The 20,603-nt window shown below is 55.6% G+C and carries 19 protein-coding genes and 2 pseudogenes; 11 read left to right on the top strand and 10 right to left on the bottom strand.

Going from position 1 to position 20,603, the window contains the following annotated elements:
* Positions 1-46: 46 nt before the first annotated feature.
* Positions 47-1,228 (bottom strand): acetyl-CoA C-acyltransferase family protein, encoded by a 1,182-nt coding sequence (locus tag BLW22_RS08805; RefSeq protein ID WP_074845641.1) that lies wholly within the window; start codon positions 1,226-1,228, stop codon positions 47-49.
* A 41-nt stretch (positions 1,229-1,269) separates the two neighbouring features.
* On the bottom strand, positions 1,270-2,031 hold the full coding sequence (locus BLW22_RS35125) for an acyl-CoA dehydrogenase family protein (protein WP_218023878.1): 762 nt from the start codon (positions 2,029-2,031) through the stop codon (positions 1,270-1,272).
* Between the two features lie 129 nt (positions 2,032-2,160).
* Here BLW22_RS35125 and BLW22_RS08795 point away from each other — a divergent pair, with 129 nt between their 5' ends.
* The 7 genes from BLW22_RS08795 to BLW22_RS08765 all read left to right on the top strand — a co-directional run bounded on the left by BLW22_RS08795 (position 2,161) and on the right by BLW22_RS08765 (position 8,566).
* Positions 2,161-3,423 (top strand): NAD(P)/FAD-dependent oxidoreductase, encoded by a 1,263-nt coding sequence (locus BLW22_RS08795; protein WP_074845634.1) that lies wholly within the window; start codon positions 2,161-2,163, stop codon positions 3,421-3,423.
* A 3-nt stretch (positions 3,424-3,426) separates the two neighbouring features.
* Positions 3,427-3,747, top strand: coding sequence for a 2Fe-2S iron-sulfur cluster-binding protein (locus tag BLW22_RS08790; RefSeq protein WP_074845632.1), 321 nt, complete (start codon positions 3,427-3,429; stop codon positions 3,745-3,747).
* Between the two features lie 88 nt (positions 3,748-3,835).
* A complete protein-coding gene (locus tag BLW22_RS08785) occupies positions 3,836-4,642 on the top strand; it encodes an SDR family NAD(P)-dependent oxidoreductase (protein ID WP_074845629.1) in 807 nt (268 codons plus the stop codon).
* Positions 4,643-4,703: 61 nt separating this feature from the next.
* A complete protein-coding gene (locus tag BLW22_RS08780; RefSeq protein ID WP_074845627.1) occupies positions 4,704-4,913 on the top strand; it encodes a hypothetical protein in 210 nt (69 codons plus the stop codon).
* 62 nt (positions 4,914-4,975) lie between these two features.
* The gene (locus tag BLW22_RS08775; RefSeq protein ID WP_074845623.1) at positions 4,976-6,394 is read left to right on the top strand and encodes an aromatic ring-hydroxylating oxygenase subunit alpha; all 1,419 of its coding nucleotides are present in this window, start codon (positions 4,976-4,978) and stop codon (positions 6,392-6,394) included.
* The gene (locus tag BLW22_RS08770; RefSeq protein WP_074845621.1) at positions 6,391-7,182 is read left to right on the top strand and encodes an enoyl-CoA hydratase-related protein; all 792 of its coding nucleotides are present in this window, start codon (positions 6,391-6,393) and stop codon (positions 7,180-7,182) included. The genes BLW22_RS08775 and BLW22_RS08770 overlap by 4 nt, the downstream gene beginning before the upstream one ends.
* Positions 7,183-7,252: 70 nt before the next feature.
* Complete coding sequence (locus BLW22_RS08765; protein ID WP_074845618.1) at positions 7,253-8,566, top strand: hypothetical protein; 1,314 nt, start codon at positions 7,253-7,255, stop codon at positions 8,564-8,566.
* Positions 8,567-8,741: 175 nt separating this feature from the next.
* Here BLW22_RS08765 and BLW22_RS35255 read toward each other — a convergent pair.
* A pseudogene (locus BLW22_RS35255) lies at positions 8,742-8,810 on the bottom strand (TetR family transcriptional regulator); the annotation flags it as partial.
* A 320-nt stretch (positions 8,811-9,130) separates the two neighbouring features.
* Between BLW22_RS35255 and BLW22_RS08755 the strand changes: the two are divergent.
* Positions 9,131-9,937, top strand: a complete 807-nt coding sequence (locus tag BLW22_RS08755) for an enoyl-CoA hydratase/isomerase family protein (protein WP_074845615.1) — start codon at positions 9,131-9,133, stop codon at positions 9,935-9,937.
* 186 nt (positions 9,938-10,123) lie between these two features.
* Here the strand turns inward: BLW22_RS08755 and BLW22_RS08750 are convergent, their stop codons facing one another.
* The 7 genes and pseudogenes from BLW22_RS08750 to BLW22_RS35900 all read right to left on the bottom strand — a co-directional run.
* Entirely contained in the window at positions 10,124-10,663 is a 540-nt protein-coding gene (locus tag BLW22_RS08750; RefSeq protein WP_083381349.1) for a MarR family winged helix-turn-helix transcriptional regulator, read from the bottom strand.
* 32 nt (positions 10,664-10,695) lie between these two features.
* Positions 10,696-11,487, bottom strand: a complete 792-nt coding sequence (locus tag BLW22_RS08745) for an SDR family NAD(P)-dependent oxidoreductase (RefSeq protein ID WP_074845612.1) — start codon at positions 11,485-11,487, stop codon at positions 10,696-10,698.
* 26 nt (positions 11,488-11,513) lie between these two features.
* The gene (locus BLW22_RS08740) at positions 11,514-12,458 is read right to left on the bottom strand and encodes an electron transfer flavoprotein subunit alpha/FixB family protein (protein ID WP_074845609.1); all 945 of its coding nucleotides are present in this window, start codon (positions 12,456-12,458) and stop codon (positions 11,514-11,516) included.
* Positions 12,459-13,208, bottom strand: coding sequence for an electron transfer flavoprotein subunit beta/FixA family protein (locus BLW22_RS08735; protein ID WP_074845605.1), 750 nt, complete (start codon positions 13,206-13,208; stop codon positions 12,459-12,461).
* Positions 13,209-13,438: 230 nt separating this feature from the next.
* Entirely contained in the window at positions 13,439-14,647 is a 1,209-nt protein-coding gene (locus BLW22_RS08730; protein ID WP_074845602.1) for an MFS transporter, read from the bottom strand.
* Positions 14,648-14,690: 43 nt separating this feature from the next.
* On the bottom strand, positions 14,691-15,416 hold the full coding sequence (locus BLW22_RS35905) for a methyl-accepting chemotaxis protein (RefSeq protein ID WP_413038067.1): 726 nt from the start codon (positions 15,414-15,416) through the stop codon (positions 14,691-14,693).
* A 135-nt stretch (positions 15,417-15,551) separates the two neighbouring features.
* Positions 15,552-16,391: pseudogene (locus BLW22_RS35900) on the bottom strand (HAMP domain-containing protein); the annotation flags it as partial.
* Between the two features lie 115 nt (positions 16,392-16,506).
* Here BLW22_RS35900 and BLW22_RS08720 point away from each other — a divergent pair.
* The 3 genes from BLW22_RS08720 to BLW22_RS08710 all read left to right on the top strand — a co-directional run bounded on the left by BLW22_RS08720 (position 16,507) and on the right by BLW22_RS08710 (position 20,512).
* Positions 16,507-17,964 carry a 3-oxoacyl-[acyl-carrier-protein] synthase III C-terminal domain-containing protein gene (locus BLW22_RS08720; RefSeq protein ID WP_074845596.1) on the top strand — a complete coding sequence of 486 codons (1,458 nt, stop codon included), beginning with the start codon at positions 16,507-16,509 and terminating at the stop codon, positions 17,962-17,964.
* Between the two features lie 2 nt (positions 17,965-17,966).
* Positions 17,967-19,166, top strand: a complete 1,200-nt coding sequence (locus tag BLW22_RS08715) for an acetyl-CoA acetyltransferase (RefSeq protein WP_074845593.1) — start codon at positions 17,967-17,969, stop codon at positions 19,164-19,166.
* A 92-nt stretch (positions 19,167-19,258) separates the two neighbouring features.
* Positions 19,259-20,512, top strand: coding sequence for an acetyl-CoA hydrolase/transferase family protein (locus BLW22_RS08710; RefSeq protein ID WP_074845590.1), 1,254 nt, complete (start codon positions 19,259-19,261; stop codon positions 20,510-20,512).
* The last annotated feature ends 91 nt before the right edge of the window (positions 20,513-20,603 follow it).

The raw sequence follows: 20,603 nt of genomic DNA, 5'->3' as shown, positions 1-20,603 counted from the left end.
CCTCGTCTTTTGTCGCCATACCTGCTTACAGTTGAAGTCTCTTCTTTTAAAGACGCTCAAAAATAGCTGCAATTCCTTGCCCACCACCTATGCACAGGGTCACCAGCGCGTAACGACCACCAGTTCGCTGCAACTCATGGATAGCTTTGGTGGAAATGAGCGCGCCAGTAGCGCCAACCGGGTGCCCCAGGGATATGCCGGAACCGTTGGGGTTGACCTTTTGCGGGTCCAGTCCCAACTCCTGAATAACCGCATATGCTTGCGCGGCAAAGGCTTCATTCGCCTCGATCACATCCAGATCGCTGATTTTCAGACGTGTTCGTTGAAGCAACAGCCGCGTCGCGGCCAATGGGCCTATGCCCATATAGTCCGGGTCGACCCCCGCATGGGCGTAACCTATCAACCTCGCCAGCGGTTTCAAGCCCAGAGCTTTGGCACTATTAGCTTCCGCCAGTACCAGAGCTGAGGCGCCGTCATTGATTCCGGACGAATTGCCTGCAGTGACCACCCCTTCGGGCTTAAAGGCTGGCTTCATACGCGCCAGTTGCTCCATCGTCACGTCAGCGCGCACGTGTTCGTCTACACAGAAGCTCGACATGCCTTTTCGCGTCTTGATCTCGACCGGCACAATCTGTCCATCGAAACGACCCTCAGCAATCGCACGAGCAGCTCGACGTTGGCTTTCCAAGGCCAGAGAGTCCTGCATTTCACGAGTAATCCCGAAGCGCTGCGCAACATTTTCAGCCGTCATGCCCATGTGATTATGCTTCCACGGGTCATGCAAAATGCCCTGCGTATAATCGATTGACTGCACATTCCCCAACCGCGCGCCCCAACGCGCTGAAGCCTGGATATAAGGCCCCTGGCTCATAGATTCGGCACCACCGGCGATAGCGAAATCGGTATCGCCCAATAGAATTGATTGTGCTGCAGACACAATGGCCTGCAAGCCCGATCCACAGAGGCGATTGACGTTGAACGCTGGCACATGGAATGGAATATCGGCGTCGACGCCGGCAATCCGACTCAAGTACGCATCTTCAGGTCCTGTGGGTATGACGTTACCCATGACCACATGACCTATTAACTCTGGATTGACCTCAGAGCGCAGCAGCGCTTCACGCACAACGGTCGTCGCCAAAGTCCTCAAGGAAACGTCTCTCAGGCTTCCGCCAAAGGTACCTATTGCCGTGCGCACCGCACTTAATACCACCACTTCACGACTCATATACCGCTCCTGCTCCAGGCCAAGCGCCGGAACATCAGATGTTAAAGTTGACTGCTGAGCGCTGGCGCCCGCTGCTGCGCAAAAGTCTCGTACCACCCCAGACTCTCGGGTTGGGCCATTGAGTCGGGATTAACAACGGCTGCCAGCGCATGACCGAGCAAAAGCTTGTTGATGAGCAATGCCAGCTTCTTGCCGGTTAAAGTGCGTGGAACCGCCTCTACCGCAAAGATGTCGGTTGGAACATGGCGAGTGGTGAGCGGGCTGCGAATCCGCGCGTTGATTCGCTCTCTCAGCGCCAGATCAAGTTCGATATCTGGCTTGAGCGCGACAGACGGCGGCATGTAAGACGGGTTACCCAAGTACTCGAAATCCTCAACCGAAGAATCAAGTATGAACGGCCCGGCCAGGTCTGTGCCGCCTGGCATAGGGGTCAACCAGACGTCGTCCCGCCCTACCCGCTCTCCGATCCATTCATTGTATTTTATGGACGACCGCGAACCTGCGGAGCCGACAGACCGAAAGTCGAACAGCTTGACGTGCAAGGCCGAGGCTGCCGAATAGCCACCACCACTGAACGTCGCATGAATCATGATCGCAACTTCTATGACTCCCAGTCCGGCCCCGCCCAACTCCTCAAGCATGGTAATACCGAGCCACCCCGCCGCGTCCATTGCTGCATAAAACTCCTCCGCGAAGCGAGCGCTTTCCTCGCATTCAGCCCAGTGGTCATCGCTAAATTCAGCACAGATCCGGCGCCCGTAGACGTCGTTCGCTTGATTTAGGGGGGCAGGAGTGAAGTTCATAGATTCTCGCCAATCATTGCAATTGATTAATGCTGCCGAGATATCGTACAAATGCATATCGTATGCTTCAAGACTTATTTTATTTACCCTCATAAAAAAGAGAGCTTCCGAGCTACCCAGGAACCAATAATGACGGATGTCCCCTCTGAACACCTCCTGCTGCGCGTGGTCATCGTCGGCGCTGGTCAGGCCGGCAGCGAAGCCGCGGCTGCATTGCGCCAAGCCGGTCATGAAGGCCCGATAACACTGCTTGGCAATGAATCTCACCCACCCTACAGACGCCCACCGTTGTCCAAGGACTATCTGGCGGGCAAAAGCCGTCATGAAGACCTGTACGTCAAGCCGGTAGAGGCTTACGCGAAACTGCGCATAGATTTCCATCCCGGTCGGCAGGTTGTCGAACTCGATCGCAAATTCAAACGGGTCCGCTTGGACGACGGTGAATCAGTCAGTTACGACAAATTGATTCTAGCGACCGGAGGCAGGCCGCGCCGATTGGAATTGGCTGGTAGCGACTGGCTGAATGTGCACTACATACGCACCATCGACGATATCGATGGCTTGCGTGCGGCGTTTCTGCCTGGCGCGAGGATAGTCATCATTGGAGCCGGCTATATCGGCCTGGAAACGGCCGCCGCTGCCATTCAACACGGGTTGAATGTGACGGTACTGGAAGCCGCCGAGCGAGTGCTGGCAAGGGTCACCGCCGTCGAGCTATCGAGATTTTATGAAAATACCCACACCGCCAGGGGCGTCAAACTGCATACCAGCACTACGGTGCTTGGGCTTGAGGGCGACCATCGGGTGCGTCAGGTACTGACAAACAAGGGGCCGATTGCGGCCGATGTGTTGGTGGTCGGTATTGGACTGATTCCCAATACGGAATTAGCGGTCGCTGCCGGCCTGGATATCGATGGTGCAATCACCACCGACGAACTCACCCGCACTTCAGATCCTGACATCCTAGCGATCGGCGACTGCACCAGCCATCCCAATGTCTTCTATGGCAAACGACTACGCCTGGAATCAGTACAAAACGCCTTGGAACAGGCACGTACCGCCGCAGCAACCATTGTTGGTCAAGTCAAACCGTACAATCCTGTTCCCTGGTTCTGGTCGGATCAATATGAGCTGAAACTGCAAATGGTCGGCCTTTCTGAAGGCCACGACCGAACCGTTATCCGCGGCTCTTTGGCTGATAAGAGTTTTGCGGTGTTCTATCTGCACGGCCCCCACGTAATTGCCGTGGATGCGGTCAATCGTCCACAGGACTTCCTCCTAGCCAAGCGCTTGGTTGCCGCACGAATCAAGGCCGAACCCGGACAACTGGCGGATGTGGCATTTCCTCTCAAATCCTTATTTGAATCTATTGTCAGTCAAACTCAGGAGTAGTTAATGCCTAGCGTAATTTTCATAGAGGTCGGCGGCACCCATCACACTTTGGAGGTAGCCGTTGGGCAGTCGCTGATGCAAGCCGCTCTCGACAATTCGATTCCCGGCATTTTTGGAGATTGCGGCGGCAGCTGCACCTGCGCTACCTGCCACGCCTATCTTGATCCGGCATGGGCTCGGCATTTGCCTGCTATCACCGAGAACGAGCAAGGACTGCTCGAAGTCGTGATGAATCCAAACGAAAACAGCCGATTGACCTGTCAAGTCATCATGACGCCGGAACTTGAAGGACTGATTGTACGTTTGCCGAACTCACAAGGCTGACGTTATAGGGCGACCCCATCGGCTTGACAAACTATTAGTACTGATGCATAAATAATCCATGCATACCATAATGAGAGAAAAATTTATTATGAGCTATTTCACCGGAAAAACGGTTGTCGTCCTTGGCGCCTCTGCAGAAGGCGGCACTGGCTGGGCAGTCGCCGAAGCCTTTGCCCAAGAGGGCGCGAACGTGGTCGTGGGCGCTCGCAGTTTCGATGCCTTGGAACGTCTGGCCGACAAGATAAAGGGCACTGCAGTCGCCTGCGATGCCGGCAATGAAGACCAGGTACGCAATCTCGCAGAAACGGCCCTGCGCACCTATGGACGGCTGGACATCGCCGTCAATGCGGCAGGCCTGCCCGTCAGGGGCATGATCGCCGATAGCACCGATAGCGCACTGCAATCCGCCTTACAGGTCAATTACCTGGGCAATGTGTACTTCATCAAACACATGGCCAAAGCGATGGGCACCGACGGGGCGATCACGGTGATTTCATCCATGAGCACAACTCATCCTTTGGCGCCTCATTTCGCCTATGCCTGCGCCAAATCGGCCAGCGACTGCCTAGTGCGCTACGCCGCGCTGGAATATGGCCCACAAAATATCCGGGTAAATTCTATTTTGCCTGGCGCGATAGTTTCCGACCTGTCTCGAGAATTGTTTGCCAGTGAAGACGTGCGCAAAGCGTTCGAGAAAGAGATCCCGCTCGGCCGTCTGGGCTATCCTGCGGATTTCGCCAATTCGGTGCTCTGGCTGTCCGGTCCGGCCTATGTCACCGGGCTCAACCTGCAGGTCAACGGCGGCAACCATCTCACACGGTTCCCTTATGTAACTGAATTGCCGTCTGCCGTCCAAACCCACGAAGGAGCCGGTAAGCCGCTCTTTGATCGATGAATACCAAGGCTCTACAACAACGCACTAGCCGGTAAAAATAACGTTTGTTGATTGCCTTGATTTGGATCGAAAGAACGGTCGCCAGTATCTAGCGTTCGGCCGTAGCATCGACTTCTGCATCAGCAATCAATTGGCTAGTGCCGAGCTGCGCATCGCGTTCCAGCTGTTGCTCATGCCCTTGCCGCAGATGAGCCTTGACCAATGGCCGAACCCTGAATTTGCTGCGATTTACCATGTGCGCACGCTGGAACAGCTGCATATCGTTTTCTAAAACCCATGCTCACACCGTGACGCCGTACACGGAACACTGATACCTACAAGAACAGGTGACCGATGAAAAGCAGAGACGCAAATACCCCCTATGATCCCATGACCTGGGAAGTATGGAACGGCGCAGGTCCTGGCAGTTCCGATGAAAAGTACCCCCACCCGCATGGCCTTTATCCGGAACTGGCCGAGTATCGTCGTCTCGATACGCAAGGCTACACCGACCCGAAGGTCGTGGATCAGGAGTGGCAACGGCTATGGACCCAAACCTGGACCTGCGCTGGCAGAGTTTCTGACCTTCCCAAGCTGGGAAGCTGGTTCCGCTATGACCTGGGGAAAGAGTCTTTCATTATCACGCGGGGTCATGACGACCAGATTCGTGCGCTTTACAACGTCTGCCAACACCGCGGCCGTCGGCTCGTGGATGCCGATCGCGGGCAGGGACTGAAGTTCGTCTGCCCGTTCCACAGTTGGGCCTATGATTCGACCGGCAAAAATGTGCGGGTCACTGATCGGCAGATGTTCGACGAACAGACGTTATGCGGAGAGGTGAACCTCAGCAGCGTGCGCTGTGAAACCTGGGCGGGTTTCGTTTTTATCAGCATGAATCCGCAAGCCCCTACCCTGCTTGACTTTCTTGGCGATGTCACACGGCTCATGGAACCATACCAGATGGAGGACATGCACGTCGTACGTGACGTGGTCTTGAGCATGAACTGCAATTGGAAGATCGGACTCGAAGCCTTTCTAGAGTCTTACCACTTGCACGCAACACACCCACAGGCAATGCCGGTGACCGAGGACTACCTGGGTCAATTCGACGTTTTCGAAAACGGTCATGCCCGGCATGCCACCGCCCTAGCTATTCCGAGCGTACGCCTGAAAGACCAGACAACCGTTAATCCGCTGTTGCAGTTTCTGCTGAAGGATTCAGGAATTGATCCGACCAGCTACAGCGGAACAGCTGCCGATGTACGGAACGCCATCTGCGATGCCAAACGTAATCCAGACAACCACTTCGGCCTGAATTACTCGCGCTTTACTGACTCGCAAATCACCGATGACTGGAATTACTTCGTGTTCCCGAACATGACGTTCAACAGCCACCCGGAAGGAATCCTGATCATGCGTTTCCTTCCGCATCCAACAGACCCGGGACAATTCCAATACCACGTACTGGTCATCATGCCCAAGCTCAAGGAAGGGGCTGCGGCCCCCTTTTATATGGGCGTCGAAGAAGGCGATGACATCACGGGGGCAACGCGTCCCGAGCGTATTCACTCTTCGACGGAGGTCCCGCGACTGGGCGAAATACTTGAACAGGACATCAGCAATATTCAGGCTGTCCAGCAAGGTCTGCAATCCAAAGGTTTTGCCGAGGGTATGCGCCTCGGGGAGCAAGAACTGAGGATTCAGGTGTTTCACGCAGAACTGGACCGTTACCTCAAAGGCGGAAAGTTTCAGGCAGCAGGAACGCCTCCATGAAAAGTGGGTATGTCTCGCTTTCGGTAGAAGGCGCAATCGCGACGGTGACGCTCAATCGACCAGAAAAAATGAACGCCCTACCACCGAAAGCGCATTACGAGCTATCGGAGCTGTTCGACCGGCTTTGCGACCAGACAGATGTCCGCGTCGTCATTGTCAAAGGCAACGGCCGGGCTTTTTGTGCCGGCCAAGACCTCAAAGACAACCTGACCGACAATGTGCTCGATCTGCCGTCTACCGGTTTTGCAGGGCTGACCTGGCGCGACGACTACCCTTTGCCATTGATCGCCGCCGTCAACGGTGCAGCCATGGGTGGTGGATTCGAACTGGCGTTGGCCTGTGACCTGATAATTGCCAGTGAAGCCGCCTATTTTGCATTGCCCGAACCCAAGGTGGGTTGGGCGGCGCTGGGCGGCGGCGTACAGCGACTACCCAGGACCATCGGGATAAAGCGAGCCATGGGGATCATCCTGACAGGTCGCCTAGTCTCAGCCCAGGAAGGACTGGAGCTTGGCTTCGTCAACCAGGTAGTTCCAGCCGAGCAGTTGAGCGAAGCGTCGTTGAACTGGGCCCGACAGATTGCTGAGTGCGCGCCCCTGGCGATCCGTTGTAGCAAGCAAGTTGCTTACGCCAGTCAGGATCAACCCGATTTTACTACGGCGATCAACCCCGATAGCTACTCCAGTTCACGCGCCATGCTCGATAGCGAGGACGCCATCGAAGGGCGGCGTGCGTTCAGCGAAAAGCGTCCACCGGTTTGGAGAAGCGGTAGATCGACCTCCTCCTAAGCGAAATAAGGTTGGCCCTCTTCGCGGGAAACTTACAGCCAGTCGAATTACATGATAGGAGACCTGAAACATGGACACCATAAGTTACCCGATACAGGTGACAGGCGACCTGCTTGGGCTACCGTTCCCGACTAGCATAGAGAGCCTTATCGAACAAGGACCTGAATTTCTGACTTTGGCGTTCCGCGCATGTGGTGCGTTGAGCGAAGATAATCGGGTGACGGCGATCAACACGCCGCAGGAATTCTTCGCGGGAGGTATGGGCCGTAAATTGCTGCTGTCGGTCCAATACGAAAACCCCAGCGATGAGTTACACACCGAACTCTTTCTGAAATTCCCCCGCGATTTTGGCGATCCCCTCCGCGAGCTTTTCAGCCCCTTGATGGAACCTGAGATCCGCTTCGCGCTGTTGTCCCGGAAACCAGGCTTTCCCGTAGCCGTACCTAAATGCTATTTCGCCGATTACCACGCTGCGAGCAGCAGTGGCTTGCTTGTGACTGAAAAAATTCGATTTGGTCAAGACGGTATCGAACCTGGATACGAAAAATGCCAAGACTACGAACTGCCCGACCCTCTGGCCCACTACAAGGCACTGACTCAAGCGCTGGCCAAGATATCGAGTGCCCACAAGGCAGGTAGGCTGGACGTAGATGTCGATCTGAACTACACCCTCGACATTCAATCTGCCAGTGCCATGAATCGGATTCCTTACACGCCCTCCGAGCTCGAAGCGAAACTAGACTACCTACGCAGTTTCATCGATCGCGTACCACAGTTGTTTCCTGACACGCTCCGATGCAAAGCATTCCTGATGCGTTTCTCGCAGCAGGTACCGCTATTTCTAGAACACGAGGACGCGATCAGGGCGTTCCTCCACTCAAGTAGCGACTATGTCGCCTTGTGTCACTGGAACGCCAATGTCGATAATGCATGGTTCTGGAAGAGCGACCAGGGCACCCTGCAGGCCGGCCTGCTGGACTGGGGCAGTGTCGGGCAGATGAATATTGCTCAAGCATTGTTTGGCATGATCTGCGCCGCCGAAACTGAGTTTCTGAACGCCCACAAGCAAGAGTTATTGCATCTATTCGTTGAGGAGTATCAGCGCAATGGCGGCCCCACCCTAGATGTGGACACTCTGGCGTTGCACCTGAAGTTGGCCATCGCGACCCTCGGCATCGCCTGGATGCTGGATGCCCCAGCCTTGATCGAAGCACAAATACCCGAGATTGAAACCATTCTCAGCCGCCACGACCCCAGGCTCAAGAATGACTTTCTGGCCCGCGCGCAACTGCATCTACTGATCGTCTTCCTTAACGAATGGCAGACCGGGAACTTCGGTGAACTGATCCCCCAATGCCTATCCATCCAAGACCACAACGTCTAAGGGTACCGCAGCCCAAAACTACAACTACATAGGCGTGATGCCCGTACGCATACTGCTCCGCTCGGTCGCGCAGAGGTGGACCGACTTGATTGCGCTGCGACTGATCCACGGATGACCTCTGCAACCACTTTCAAACGATCGGTCGTGCTGAGTGGTGAGTCTCAAACAACGATGGGAGCGACCCTTGGTGGATTCCGATATGAGCCGCCAGTTCACGCATGCTGACCTGACCGAAGCCGCGGATGGCAAAAAGCTCGGCTGCGTTATTCCGAGGCTATTCTCTGCGCTTGAGTGGCGGGTTAGCGAGTGCACCAACAGTTTCGAATTCACGCATGGCTTACGCCTCGGGATCGTTGCTGGAACATTGCATTGCGTGCAGGTCAGGCTGCACTACATGCTCTGCCTACAAAAAGCGTTCGCTAAGCCAGGAACTATCTAAAGCTGCACATCATATGCTAGCCTACGATTGATAAGCGTAGACGCCGTCGCCCCAGACTCATAAGATTTGCGCAACGCCCTCATAAGCAACGCACACCCACGATAGAAGCTAGAGGAGAACGTCCAGTGGAAGAGCTTGTTCAAGAGCACGAACGTGAGGGAATTCTGGAGCTGGTACTCAATCGGCCCACCAAATATAACGCATTGACCGACGAAATGATTGTCAAGCTCGGCGAAGCCATTGACCGTTTCGCCAGTGAGCAGACACTGCGTGTGATGCTGATTCGTGCCAACGGTAAATACTTCAGCGCCGGGGTCGATATCTCTCCTGAGATCACACCTGAAACGGGCAGCAGCACCTTGGACGGAAGACTGTGGTACAGAAACAAATTCCATCGCATGTTTGACGAACTCGAGGCCATCGAAAAGCCGATAGTGGTCGCTCACCAAGGCCCTTGCCTGGGTGGAGGCCTGGAGATGTCGCTCTCCTGCGATTTTCGACTTGCCGCACAAAGTGCGAGTTATGCACTTCCCGAGATCAATATCGGGGCGCTTCCAGGCTCAGGGGGAATCAGCCGACTGACTCGTATTGCCGGCCCCCACTGGGCGCGTTGGCTGGTGATGGCCGGCGAACAGATCGATGCCCAGCAGGCACTGAACATCGGCATCGTGCATACAGTATACCCGGATGATGAATTTCAGGCGCGTACTTGGGCTTTCTGCCAGAAGCTGGCGAAGCAGCCATACGAACTCATGGGGCTCGCCAAACTGTCCATCGAGTTGACTGCGGACCTGGGGCGTGCGCAGGGGCGCAATGTGGAAAGAATCAGCAATAGCATCCTGTTCACAGGAGCAGAACACAAAGCTCTAGTTCATACCTTTCTGGATCAACAAGCCCAGAAGCGCCGGAACAAAACAGAGAAAGCCGAGTAACCTTTGAACAGGGCTCTTAGTTCCCCTGGCGCCCGAACACCGCTAGGGGCGGGATGCAAAAGTACTGGACACGCTCGCTTCATCTCACTCAGAAAACGCTTCAACCATGAACATGAAGCTTTCCAAGTGGCGGCCCACTTACGAGAGCGTGCATCAACCGTGAATGACCAAGGTCCAATCGCCGCATCAGATGCTGTCCATCCCACGCTCTTGTTTGATGCTCAGCAAATTGCTCTTGAGCAACGCGAACATCCTCGCCAACAGCAGCCGTTGATCGTGACTCAACCCCTCGAGGACCCGTTCACTCATTTGGTGACTGAGATGATGCATTTCCTTGACCGTCTGATGCCCTCGATGGGTGAGATAAATTCGCTTGGCTCGACGATCATTGCCATCGGCTCGCCGCTCAATCAAACCCGATGACTCAAGCCGATCAAGCAGTCCCCCGAGGGCGGCCTTTCCCAGTTCAAGTACGCTGGCTAAGTCACTCTGATTCATCCCATCTTGACGCGATAAACAGGCCAGCACCCACCAACGAGACCGGGTGACGCCCAACGGCTTCACGAAACTATCGAATACCATCCTACGCAATCGGGAAACGTCATGCATCAGGAAACCAACGCGTTGATCCCAGTTGTTGTCTTCCGTCATTTTCGATCTGTGGCCGGTCTCAGGCACATGTTCTACTTCATCGACATGGCCTTTCGACGACTCATTGTCACTCATATCTTTTGATTTCCGTGAGCCTACAACCGAGTCTATAGCTGCATTCCTCCGTCAACGGCCAAGGACTGACCCGAGATGAACGAAGCCTTGGAGGACAACAGAAAAACAACGGCCTCAGCGATATCTTCTGGCTGGCCAATGCGCCGCAATGGAATCGAACGGCGGATCTGCTCGATATGCTCTTCTGTCAATTCCGTGCGCATTACTTCTCGACCGAGCCCTGCATCGATCCAGCCCGGGCCTACGCAGTTGGCTCTAACGCCGAACCGCCCTTCTTCCTTTGCCACGCCGCGCATCAACATCTCGATGGCAGCCTTCGGTGCCGCCGAGCAAATATCGCGAATCGGTACTCTCTCGACCGCTGCCGTGATCACTGCGACATACGCGCCGCCCCCCGCCTTCTTCATTACCGGCAGGGTTGCGTGCACAAGGTTGAAGCTGCCACCCACATCAGTAGCGATTACCGAAGCCCATTCAGCAGGATCCAATTGGCTAATGAATTGCATATGTAAACCAGGCCCTGCGGCATACACCACTGAGTGAACGCGCCCGAAACGTTCGTGCGCCCTAGTCGCCATTGCGGCCACCGCCTGACAGTCGCACAAGTCAAGCTGGACGATCTCAGCCTCGCGGCCCAACTCACGAACCCCTTTCATAACTCTCTGCGCCTCATCCGCATTGGAACGATAGGTCACCAATACATTGCTGCCGGCGCGCGCCAGCGCCAGGCAAATGTGCGCTCCTATGCCCCCGCTCCCGCCAGCCACGATGGCAACCCCTTCGGCAAAAAAAGGGTCCACTGGCATATTCACTTCATTGTTCATATGTCTTATCCAATCTTGAGAAGCTGCTAGACCAACGCGGTGGTCATTTCAGGAACGGCTTCGAACAGATCCGCTACCAGCCCGTAATCGGCAACCTGGAAAATCGGCGCTTCTTCATCCTTGTTGATCGCAACGATCACCTTGGAATCTTTCATGCCGGCCAGGTGCTGAATCGCGCCGGAGATACCGACGGCGATGTACAGCTGAGGCGCAACGATCTTGCCGGTCTGACCGACCTGCATGTCGTTAGGAACGAACCCTGCGTCGACCGCAGCGCGGGACGCACCGACACCCGCACCCAGCTGGTCGGCCAATGCATACAGGTGTTTGAAGTTGTCGCCGTTCTGCATACCGCGCCCGCCGGAAACGATGATCTTGGCGGCGGTCAGTTCCGGGCGATCGGATTTGGCCAGTTTTTCATCAGAGAAGGAGGATCTTTCAGAATCATATACGGTGGTGACCGCCTCTATGATTGCCGAGCCACCTTCTGATGCCACCGGGTCGAAACCGGTGGCACGCACGGTAATCACTTTGACCGAAGCGTTCGATTGAACGGTAGCGATGGCGTTACCGGCATAGATCGGACGCCTGAAGGTATCGGCGTTTTCTACTGAGATGATCTCGGAGATCTGGTCAACGTCCAGGACAGCGGCAACGCGCGGCAGGATGTTTTTGCCGTTGGAAGTGGCCGAAGCCAGGACATGGTTGTAAATCGAGTGTTGTTCAATCACCAAGCAGACCACTAACGGGGCAATATTCTCTGGAAGTTGATGCCCGTAGGCGACGTTGTCGGCCACTAGCACTTTAGCCACGCCAGCGATTTTCGCGGCGGCTTCGGCAACGGCACCAACGCCCTGACCTGCAACCAGCACGTGGATGTCGCCACCGATTTGGGCAGCGGCAGCAACGGTATTCAGCGTGGCCAGGGCCAGCACTTTGTTGTCGTGTTCAGCAATAACCAAGATCGTCATTTAGATTACCTTCGCTTCGTTTTTTAGTTTCTCGACCAGTTCAGCCACCGACTTGACCTTGATGCCCGCGCTGCGTGCAGCCGGCGCTTCGACTTTCAGGGTCTTGTTGGTGGAGACGGTGGAAACGCCCAAAGCGTCAGGCGTCAGCACTTCAAGCGGCTTCTTCTTGGCTTTCATGATGTTTGGCAGGGACGCGTAGCGCGGCTCGTTCAAACGCAGGTCGGTGGTGACGATGGCCGGCAATTTCAGGGAAACGGTCTGCGCGCCGCCGTCGATTTCGCGGGTCACGGCAACGCTGTCGCCGGACACTTCGACTTTCGAAGCGAACGTGCCCTGGCCGTAGCCGCTCAATGCAGCCAGCATCTGGCCGGTCTGGTTGTTGTCACTGTCGATGGCTTGTTTGCCAAGGATCACCAACTGAGGCTGTTCCTTGTCGACAACAGCTTTCAACAGTTTGGCAACGGCCAGGGAAGTCAGGTCTTCAGCAGACTCGACGAGGATCGCGCGATCGGCACCCAGAGCCAGGGCGGTGCGCAGTTGCTCTTGAGCGGTGGGCGAGCCGACGGAGACGACGACGATTTCAGTCGCCACGCCTTTCTCTTTCAGGCGTACTGCTTCTTCCACGGCGATCTCGCAGAACGGGTTCATCGACATCTTGACATTGGCAAGATCGACGCCGGAACTGTCCGCCTTGACGCGAACTTTCACGTTGTAATCCACAACGCGTTTGACAGCTACAAGAACCTTCATTATGACCCCGCAGATCAGTGTTCGTTAAAGGCAAGCGTCATGAACCATGAATGCTTACATATATTATTCATGCATACGATAAAGATAACAACCATGCCGTCAACACATTTGCATACCTAACAATCTGACCAGACTCCAGACCGTTGAAAAATCACCACGGCAGCGTCGCAGCTACCGGCGAACAAAAAGGTATCGGTGGTCGCCATAGCGGCGCGATATGACACGCTTTCCTACTGACCGCCTGGTGTCGGATAACGCCGGGCCAGCAACAGACTCAGCATCATGCCTATTGCCGCCGCGCTCAAGGCTTGAGTAACACCGAAAACACTCGCCACCAGCCCCCAAATCACCCCACCTACAGCCATAGCCACCTGAAAAGAGAGCAAAAAAACAGCGATTGCACGAGCCATCACCCAAGCAGGCAGCCCCCCTTGAAAGGCTGCATTGATTGGAGAAGTGAAATTGATCCAAGCCATGCCGCCCAAAATCAGCATTACGTACATGACTGGTAGTGGAGGTATCCAGGCAACGACGAGCATCGAGACGGCAAACAGTATCGTGGAGAGACTCAGCAATGAATCGAGGTCAGCGCATCGTGTCCTCAGCCAGCTCAATGAAAAACCTCCGATTACTGAGCCAAAACCAAGGCTAGACAGCAAGTAGCCATAACTACCCTCCCCATCGACAACGAGCTTGCTGATCAATGGCAACATTGCCCAAAGTGAACTGGCACAACCGGTAAATGCGATGACACGCAAAAGATAGCCATGCAACAAACGCTCATTGCGCACATAGACAAGACCCTCTCGGACCGCAGAAATAGCAGCGTTTGGCGGTTGCGGCCTTGCCACGGTTGTGTAGCAAAAAACCAAGACGAGCAGCACGATCAGCAATAGGACAAGGTTCAGAACGAACACAGCATGAACCCCAACGCCGGCAATAATCAGTCCGGCCAGCGCCGGACCGAGTGCCCGAGCAGTGTTGTATGCGATGCTGTTTAGCGTTATGGCGGGTAGCAAGGAAGCGCCTGGAACCGTATCAGAGATCGATGCCTGCAAGACAGGCAGTGTCAGTGCGCTGCCAATACCTGACAGAAAGACCAGACACAGCAGACTCCACGGACCTACGACATCGAGTTCCACAACCACGACCAATAGAGTGCTTGCGAGCATCATCCAGACGTAGATAGACAACAGTAACTTGCGTCGATCAACGCGATCAGCAAGGACACCAGCAGGGATACCGAAGAAAAATGCAGGCAAACTAATAGCTGTCTGAATCAAAGCCACCATTAACGGTGAGGTGCTTAGCGATGTCATGAGCCAGGCAGCGGCGACATTCTGCATCCAGACAGCAACATTGGCGATCAACGCCACACTTAAGAGAGCCCGAAACAACGTATAGCTCAATGGCGGTAGGCTGACATCGGTCTTTGGCACGGTATTGTCCTTCTCAGGTAGGGACTGTTGGCACAGCGATTACTCAAACCTTGAAACGAATTACAGCCTCATGCAAAGCCACAGACGACGCCTGAAGATCCTGCGAAATCCTGCTCGTCTCTGCCGCCACATCGTTATTTTCCACGCTCATCTGTGCGACTATCTCCACCTCCCGGGCGATTCCCGCCGAAGCGAGACTCTGCTCATGCAAAGCAGAAGAAATGACGGTAATGGCCTGCGTAACCTGCTTCGAATGCTTCTGTACTCGCAAAATATGCTCGGATGCCTCGGATGACAGCCGCTTGCCGTCCTGAACCTTCCCCACAATCAACTCCATCCTGGAAGCAGCATCAGCCACAGAGGCCTGCATGGAACCGATCATCTGACGAATCTCCAAAGTCGACCGGGCTGTACGCTCCGCCAATTGTCGGACTTCATCGGCAACCACAGCGAAACCACGCCCCTGTTCCCCTGCTCGCGCAGCCTCGATAGCCGCATTGAGCGCCAACAGATTGGTCTGTTCAGCAACATCACGAATGACATGGGTAATCGTCGTTATCTGCCCGGACTGATCATGGACACGGCTAATGGCTTCAGAGGCCAACACTACGACCTGGTCGATTTGATTCATCCCGCCCGCCGAGCAAACAATGATGTCTGCACCTAGCCCTGCTGCATCACCGGCCTGGCGCGAACGCTCAAGCACATCCTTAGCGCTGGTCGATACTCCGCCGATACTGGCGTTGACCTGCTCGATGGCCGTTGCCATTGCCGACGCGGATTCACTCTGGCGAGTCGAGGCAGTCGCGACCTGATCGGCGGCATCGGAGGTTTCCCGGGCAGCCGCGGAAACTTGCGCTGCGCACTCCAGAACCGCACGTAACGATCCATGTACCCCCTCCAGCAATCCGTTGAATGCCGTTGCAGTCTGGGCCAGTTCATCACGCCCCTTCACCCCCACCCGTACCCTGAAATCGTTCGTTTGCGCGAGCGTAGTGATCACGTTGCGTAATCGGCTCAAGGAACCGGTGATGCCTTGAATGATGAAGAAAGTGAATACCGCAATAAACACGCCCACTAACAAGGACGTCACGGTGATAAAGGTAAGCGCCATGGACTGCGCCGCCCCTGCTTCCAATGCCACTTGATCCGTGTGCTCGTGCAATATCTGAAGCTGCGCCTGGATTTCGACTTCAAGCCGTTCAAGGAAGTCGCCCAGCGGGTACTCGAGCGCCTTATAGCGAGCGATTCCCGACTGCACCGCGTTCCAGTCATGGGCCGTACTAAGATCAGTCATGACAAGCCGTAATTCGCCATAAATCTCTTGAAACGACGTCAACTGAGCCTGGACCTTCTGCCATTGCGCACGTTCGACCTGCGACTTCGGCAGAGCGTCATAGTCCGCATAAGCCCTGTCCGCCAAGCGATCCGCTACATCACGACGCTCCAGGATCGAGGCAAACAGGCCATTAACCTCCGCGACAGCATCCGTCTTGTTCGCCATTGCGTCATACGCAGCCGAGCTCCAGGAACTCCCCTCCCTGGAAATCAGCACCGATTTGAGCTGTGCCATGCGCAGGCCCATCATTAACGTAACTGCGGGCATGCTTCTTTGCTCGATATCATCAATGGAGTCGCCAAGGCGTGCAGCCCCCCACAAGCCCACGGTCGCCACCAGGGACAGTCCGACCAATGACACCAAAACCAGAAAGATCAATCTTATTTTTATAGAGATGTTTTGCATGACGCCCTCGGTGCGAGATGACTTTGCTTTGACAGCATACCATATGCGTGCATATTATTTGCCAAGGATATATGTCCCACACTCCCTGAGATTGATAACGAGGTGAATTGCGCAGATGGCTAGTACCTATGGCATCACTGGATTTGGCGGCTACATTCCACGCCTGAGAATGCAGCGCGCGGCGATAGCAGCTGCTCATAAATGGATGGCCCCTGGATTGCGCAGCCTGGCGAACGGCAAACGGGCTTTTTGCAGCTGGGACGAGGATAGCCTGACCATGGCTGTAGAGGCTGCCCGTGACTCGCTCCCCATCAACAAGCAGCATCAAGCGGGGCTAACCTCACTGAGTCTCGCCTCAACAACGCTGCCCTTTGCCGACCTACAGAATGCAACCTTGGTTGCCGATGCTCTTGGCCTGCCGAAAAATGTACGAACCCTCGATATCACCGGCTCGCAACGCGCTGGGACTTCCGGCTTGCTCGCTGCACTGCAAGCGCGCAATGGCGATGGCTTGTTCATTGCTACTGACAAGCCACGCGGCAAGCCAGCCAGCACACAGGAAATCAGCTACGGTGCCGGCGCTGCCGCCTTCACTCTCGGCAGCGAAAACATCATCGCCGAGCTGATCGGTTCTGCCAGTCAAAGCACTCTGTTCGTCGATCACTTCCGCGCAGCGGGTAACGCCTACGATTACGCCTGGGAAGAGCGCTGGGTACGCGACGAAGGCTACCTCAAGCTGGTACCGGAAGTAATCAGAGGTGTACTCGCCGAAGCCGGCGTAAGTGCCGGCCAGATTGACCACTTCATCCTGCCGTCCCCCCTCAAGGGTGTCGCGGCGACCGTGGCGAAGAAACTGGGAATACCGGCAGAAAGCGATGCTGACAATCTCGACGCACAATGCGGATACAGCGGCGCCGCTCATGGCTTGCTGATGCTTGCACTGGTATTGGAAAAAGCCGGCCCGGGCCAGAACATTCTGCTGGTTGGCTTCGGCCAGGGTGTCGATGCACTGCTGTTTCGAACCACCGAGGCGCTGAATCATTTCGCGCCCCGTCGTGGTGTCAGCGGCGCATTGGCCGATAGCCAAGTGCACGACAGCTATCTACGCCTGCTTTCCTATTACGACAGCATCGAGCTGGAATGGGGCATGCGAGCTGAAAAGGCGATCAAAACCGCTTTTACTGAACAGTATCGCTCCAGTAATCAGCTGGCGACCTTTCAGGCAGGCAAATGTAGCTGCTGCGGTACCATGCAGTTTCCTCAACTGCCCTACTGTGCCAACCCGGAATGTAAGGCGCCGAGCTCAAGTTTTGAACCGCATTCGCTGGTCGACGATCCGCTCAAAGTACTCACCTATACCGCGGACTGGCTGTCCTATCACCCCTCACCTCCCCTCTATGTCGGCTTTGTCCAATTCGACAATGGCGCCCGCATGTTGATGGAGACCGTCGATGTGGGTGAAGGCGGTCTTGAAGTCGGAACACCGCTCAAAGTGGTATTCCGCATCAAGGATGTGGACAAGACTCGCGGCTACCCGCGTTATTTCTGGAAAGCCACGCCACTGGAGGCTTGAACATGGCTACAGGTATTAAAGACAAGGTCGCCATTATCGGCATGGGTTGCTCGCAGTTTGGCGAGCGCTGGGACACAGGGACACCAGAGCTGCTGGCCGAAGCCTTCGAAGAAGCATTGCAGGATGCCGGTATCGAACGCCATCAGATCGACGCAGCATGGTACGGCTCCTGCCTCGACGCCATCAACGTCGGCAACTCCGCCATTCCCGCGTCCACTGCGTTACGTCTCGACGGCATCCCGGTCACGCGGGTCGAAAACATGTGTGCCACAGGCACCGAAGCATTGCGCGGCGCCATCTATGCGGTGGCCTCCGGCGCAGCAGACTTTGCCCTGGCAATTGGCGCCGAAAAACTCAAGGACGCTGGCTATGGCGGGCTGCCTCCGGCCTACAAAGGGACCTTCAACGACCTCTGGCTGCCACTGGGTTCAGCTCCGGCCGGATTTGCGCAACTGGCAGCCGGCTACCGCTCCAAGCACGGAACATCGAAAGAAGACCTCAAACGAGCACTGGCACATATCTCCTGGAAAAGCCACGAGAACGGCATGCTCAGTCCCAAGGCGCATATTCGAAAACGAATCAGCATGGAGCAGATTCTCAATGCCCCGATGATTGCCGACCCATTGGGCCTTTTCGATTGCTGTGGCGTCAGCGACGGTGCGGCTGCGGCCATTGTCACCACGCCGGAAATCGCCCGGGCACTTGGCAAGAAGGACATGGTCACCATCAAGGCCATCCAGTTGGCGATCGGTTCGGGAATGGAAACCTCCACCAATCGCTGGGACGGTAGCACCGTGCGCACCACCCGCGCCGCCGCCCAACGCGCCTATGCAGAAGCGGGCATCAGCAACCCGCGAGAGCAACTCGATTTGCTGGAGGTGCATGACTGCTTCTCCATCACGGAATTGGTGACGATGGAAGATCTTTTCATCTCGCCTGAAGGTCGCGCTGTCAACGATGTTCTGAACGGCTTCTACGACAGTAATGGCGGCCTCCCCTGCCAGATTGATGGCGGGCTGAAATGTTTCGGTCATCCGATCGCGGCGTCAGGTCTGCGTATGGCGTACGAGGTTTATAACCAATTGCTTGAACGAGCAGGCGATCGCCAGCTCAAGAGTCCAAGCATGGGGCTGACCCACAATCTTGGCGGCGTTCCTTACCTGGGTATCGCAGCCATCTCGATCCTCGGCCTGCACAGCTGAGATCACGCTTGTCGCAGAGCGCTGGCCCACCGCCGACAGCGGAAAGCCAGCGCCCCCCTCTTATAGCAATGACAGCAACGAGACTCGCCTATATGGTGAAACTGGCTGATATTCGCATGCTTGCATCCATCATTGATGGAAACAAGTCCATATTCCTTCCCGGATCAAGTGGCGCCCCAACCGAATTCGTTTCCTGCTTGCTTCGCGACCGGGAATACAGCCGTAACCTGGAGATATTGACCAGCTACGTACCCGGGATCAACCACCTGGATATTGATAGATTCGCCCCCGGCACCCGCATAACCGGCCTGTTCATGCAGCCTGCCCTGTGCGAGGCACAACGTCAGGGGCGTTATCGCGCACTTCCGGTCAGCTATGCAGGGTTCGTTCGTCATGTTCTGGATAAATTATTGATTGATCTTTGTGTCGTTCAGGTATCTCCACCTGACGCACAAGGCAATTGCTCGCTTGGCCCTGCAGTGGAATTCCTGCCGGTGGTACTTAGGAAAAGTCGTAAGGTACTGGCGCTAATCAACGCGCAAACGCCATACATACCGGGCGCGCCCACCTTGCCTTATCACGCCTTCGACTATGTGTGCGATGTGGATTCGGCGCTACCGCAATACATCACCGAATGCGATCAGGCGACCCACGCTATCGCTACTCATATTGCCCCGCTGGTACGTGACGGCAGCGTATTGCAAGTCGGCTTGGGCAAGGTCCCCATGGCACTCTCCCGGCTGTTGTGTGACCGACGCAATTTACGCTTTCATTCCGGCATGCTTTCGGACGGCCTTATCGACTTGCAGGAGGCCGGCGCGTTGGATCCGGACTTTCAGCACACCACTTGCGTTTTGGTGGGAAGCCAAAGGCTCTATCAGTGGGCCGCCGAGTTTAAACAACTGCGCATTGCCGGCTGCGAAGTGACCCACAATCCGCACACGTTGCTGGACCTGGATCGTTTTGTGGCGGTCAACTCAGCGCTTGAAGTCGACTTGTTCGGGCAATGCAATCTGGAGCACGCCAACGGGAGGGCCATCAGCGGTGCCGGTGGCGCACCGGACTTTGCCCGTGCAGCCCGCATGTCACGTGGCGGAAGTAGCATCGTCGCATTGAACGCCACCTACAACGCCGGCAAAGGCTCACGTATCGTGCCCAGCTTGAGTAACATGGCAATCACCACGTTACCCAGAACGGATATCGATCATGTGGTCACGGAATATGGCATGGCTAACTTGTGCGGGAAAAGCGTACATGAGAGGGCCGAAGCGATTATTTCGGTGTCCGCACCAGTGTTTCGCGAGGAACTCACTCACGCCTGGCGCCAAATCGCTGCAAGGCTTTGAAACGACCGACCGCGCATGAACTGGCGTCATGCGCGATGAATGCCGTCCTGCGCAACTATGAAAGCATCCCGCCTGATGTGCTGTCGATGCC

This window comes from Pseudomonas marginalis, assembly GCF_900105325.1.
Classification (GTDB): Bacteria; Pseudomonadota; Gammaproteobacteria; order Pseudomonadales; family Pseudomonadaceae; genus Aquipseudomonas; species Aquipseudomonas marginalis.
The sequence above is the reverse complement of the archived record's forward strand: the minus strand, read 5'-3'. Positions and strand labels throughout refer to the sequence as shown.

What these genes read in the sequence shown, in the direction of transcription:
- BLW22_RS08805 (WP_074845641.1), bottom strand. Translation starts at nt 1,228, where the DNA reads ATGAGTCGTGAAGTGGTGGTATTAAGTGCGGTGCGCACGGCAATAGGT.
- BLW22_RS35125 (WP_218023878.1), bottom strand. Translation starts at nt 2,031, where the DNA reads ATGAACTTCACTCCTGCCCCCCTAAATCAAGCGAACGACGTCTACGGG.
- BLW22_RS08795 (WP_074845634.1), top strand. Translation starts at nt 2,161, where the DNA reads ATGACGGATGTCCCCTCTGAACACCTCCTGCTGCGCGTGGTCATCGTC.
- BLW22_RS08790 (WP_074845632.1), top strand. Translation starts at nt 3,427, where the DNA reads ATGCCTAGCGTAATTTTCATAGAGGTCGGCGGCACCCATCACACTTTG.
- BLW22_RS08785 (WP_074845629.1), top strand. Translation starts at nt 3,836, where the DNA reads ATGAGCTATTTCACCGGAAAAACGGTTGTCGTCCTTGGCGCCTCTGCA.
- BLW22_RS08775 (WP_074845623.1), top strand. Translation starts at nt 4,976, where the DNA reads ATGAAAAGCAGAGACGCAAATACCCCCTATGATCCCATGACCTGGGAA.
- BLW22_RS08770 (WP_074845621.1), top strand. Translation starts at nt 6,391, where the DNA reads ATGAAAAGTGGGTATGTCTCGCTTTCGGTAGAAGGCGCAATCGCGACG.
- BLW22_RS08765 (WP_074845618.1), top strand. Translation starts at nt 7,253, where the DNA reads ATGGACACCATAAGTTACCCGATACAGGTGACAGGCGACCTGCTTGGG.
- BLW22_RS08750 (WP_083381349.1), bottom strand. Translation starts at nt 10,663, where the DNA reads ATGAGTGACAATGAGTCGTCGAAAGGCCATGTCGATGAAGTAGAACAT.
- BLW22_RS08745 (WP_074845612.1), bottom strand. Translation starts at nt 11,487, where the DNA reads ATGAACAATGAAGTGAATATGCCAGTGGACCCTTTTTTTGCCGAAGGG.
- BLW22_RS08740 (WP_074845609.1), bottom strand. Translation starts at nt 12,458, where the DNA reads ATGACGATCTTGGTTATTGCTGAACACGACAACAAAGTGCTGGCCCTG.
- BLW22_RS08735 (WP_074845605.1), bottom strand. Translation starts at nt 13,208, where the DNA reads ATGAAGGTTCTTGTAGCTGTCAAACGCGTTGTGGATTACAACGTGAAA.
- BLW22_RS35905 (WP_413038067.1), bottom strand. Translation starts at nt 15,416, where the DNA reads ATGGCAACGGCCATCGAGCAGGTCAACGCCAGTATCGGCGGAGTATCG.
- BLW22_RS08720 (WP_074845596.1), top strand. Translation starts at nt 16,507, where the DNA reads ATGGCTAGTACCTATGGCATCACTGGATTTGGCGGCTACATTCCACGC.
- BLW22_RS08715 (WP_074845593.1), top strand. Translation starts at nt 17,967, where the DNA reads ATGGCTACAGGTATTAAAGACAAGGTCGCCATTATCGGCATGGGTTGC.
- BLW22_RS08710 (WP_074845590.1), top strand. Translation starts at nt 19,259, where the DNA reads ATGGTGAAACTGGCTGATATTCGCATGCTTGCATCCATCATTGATGGA.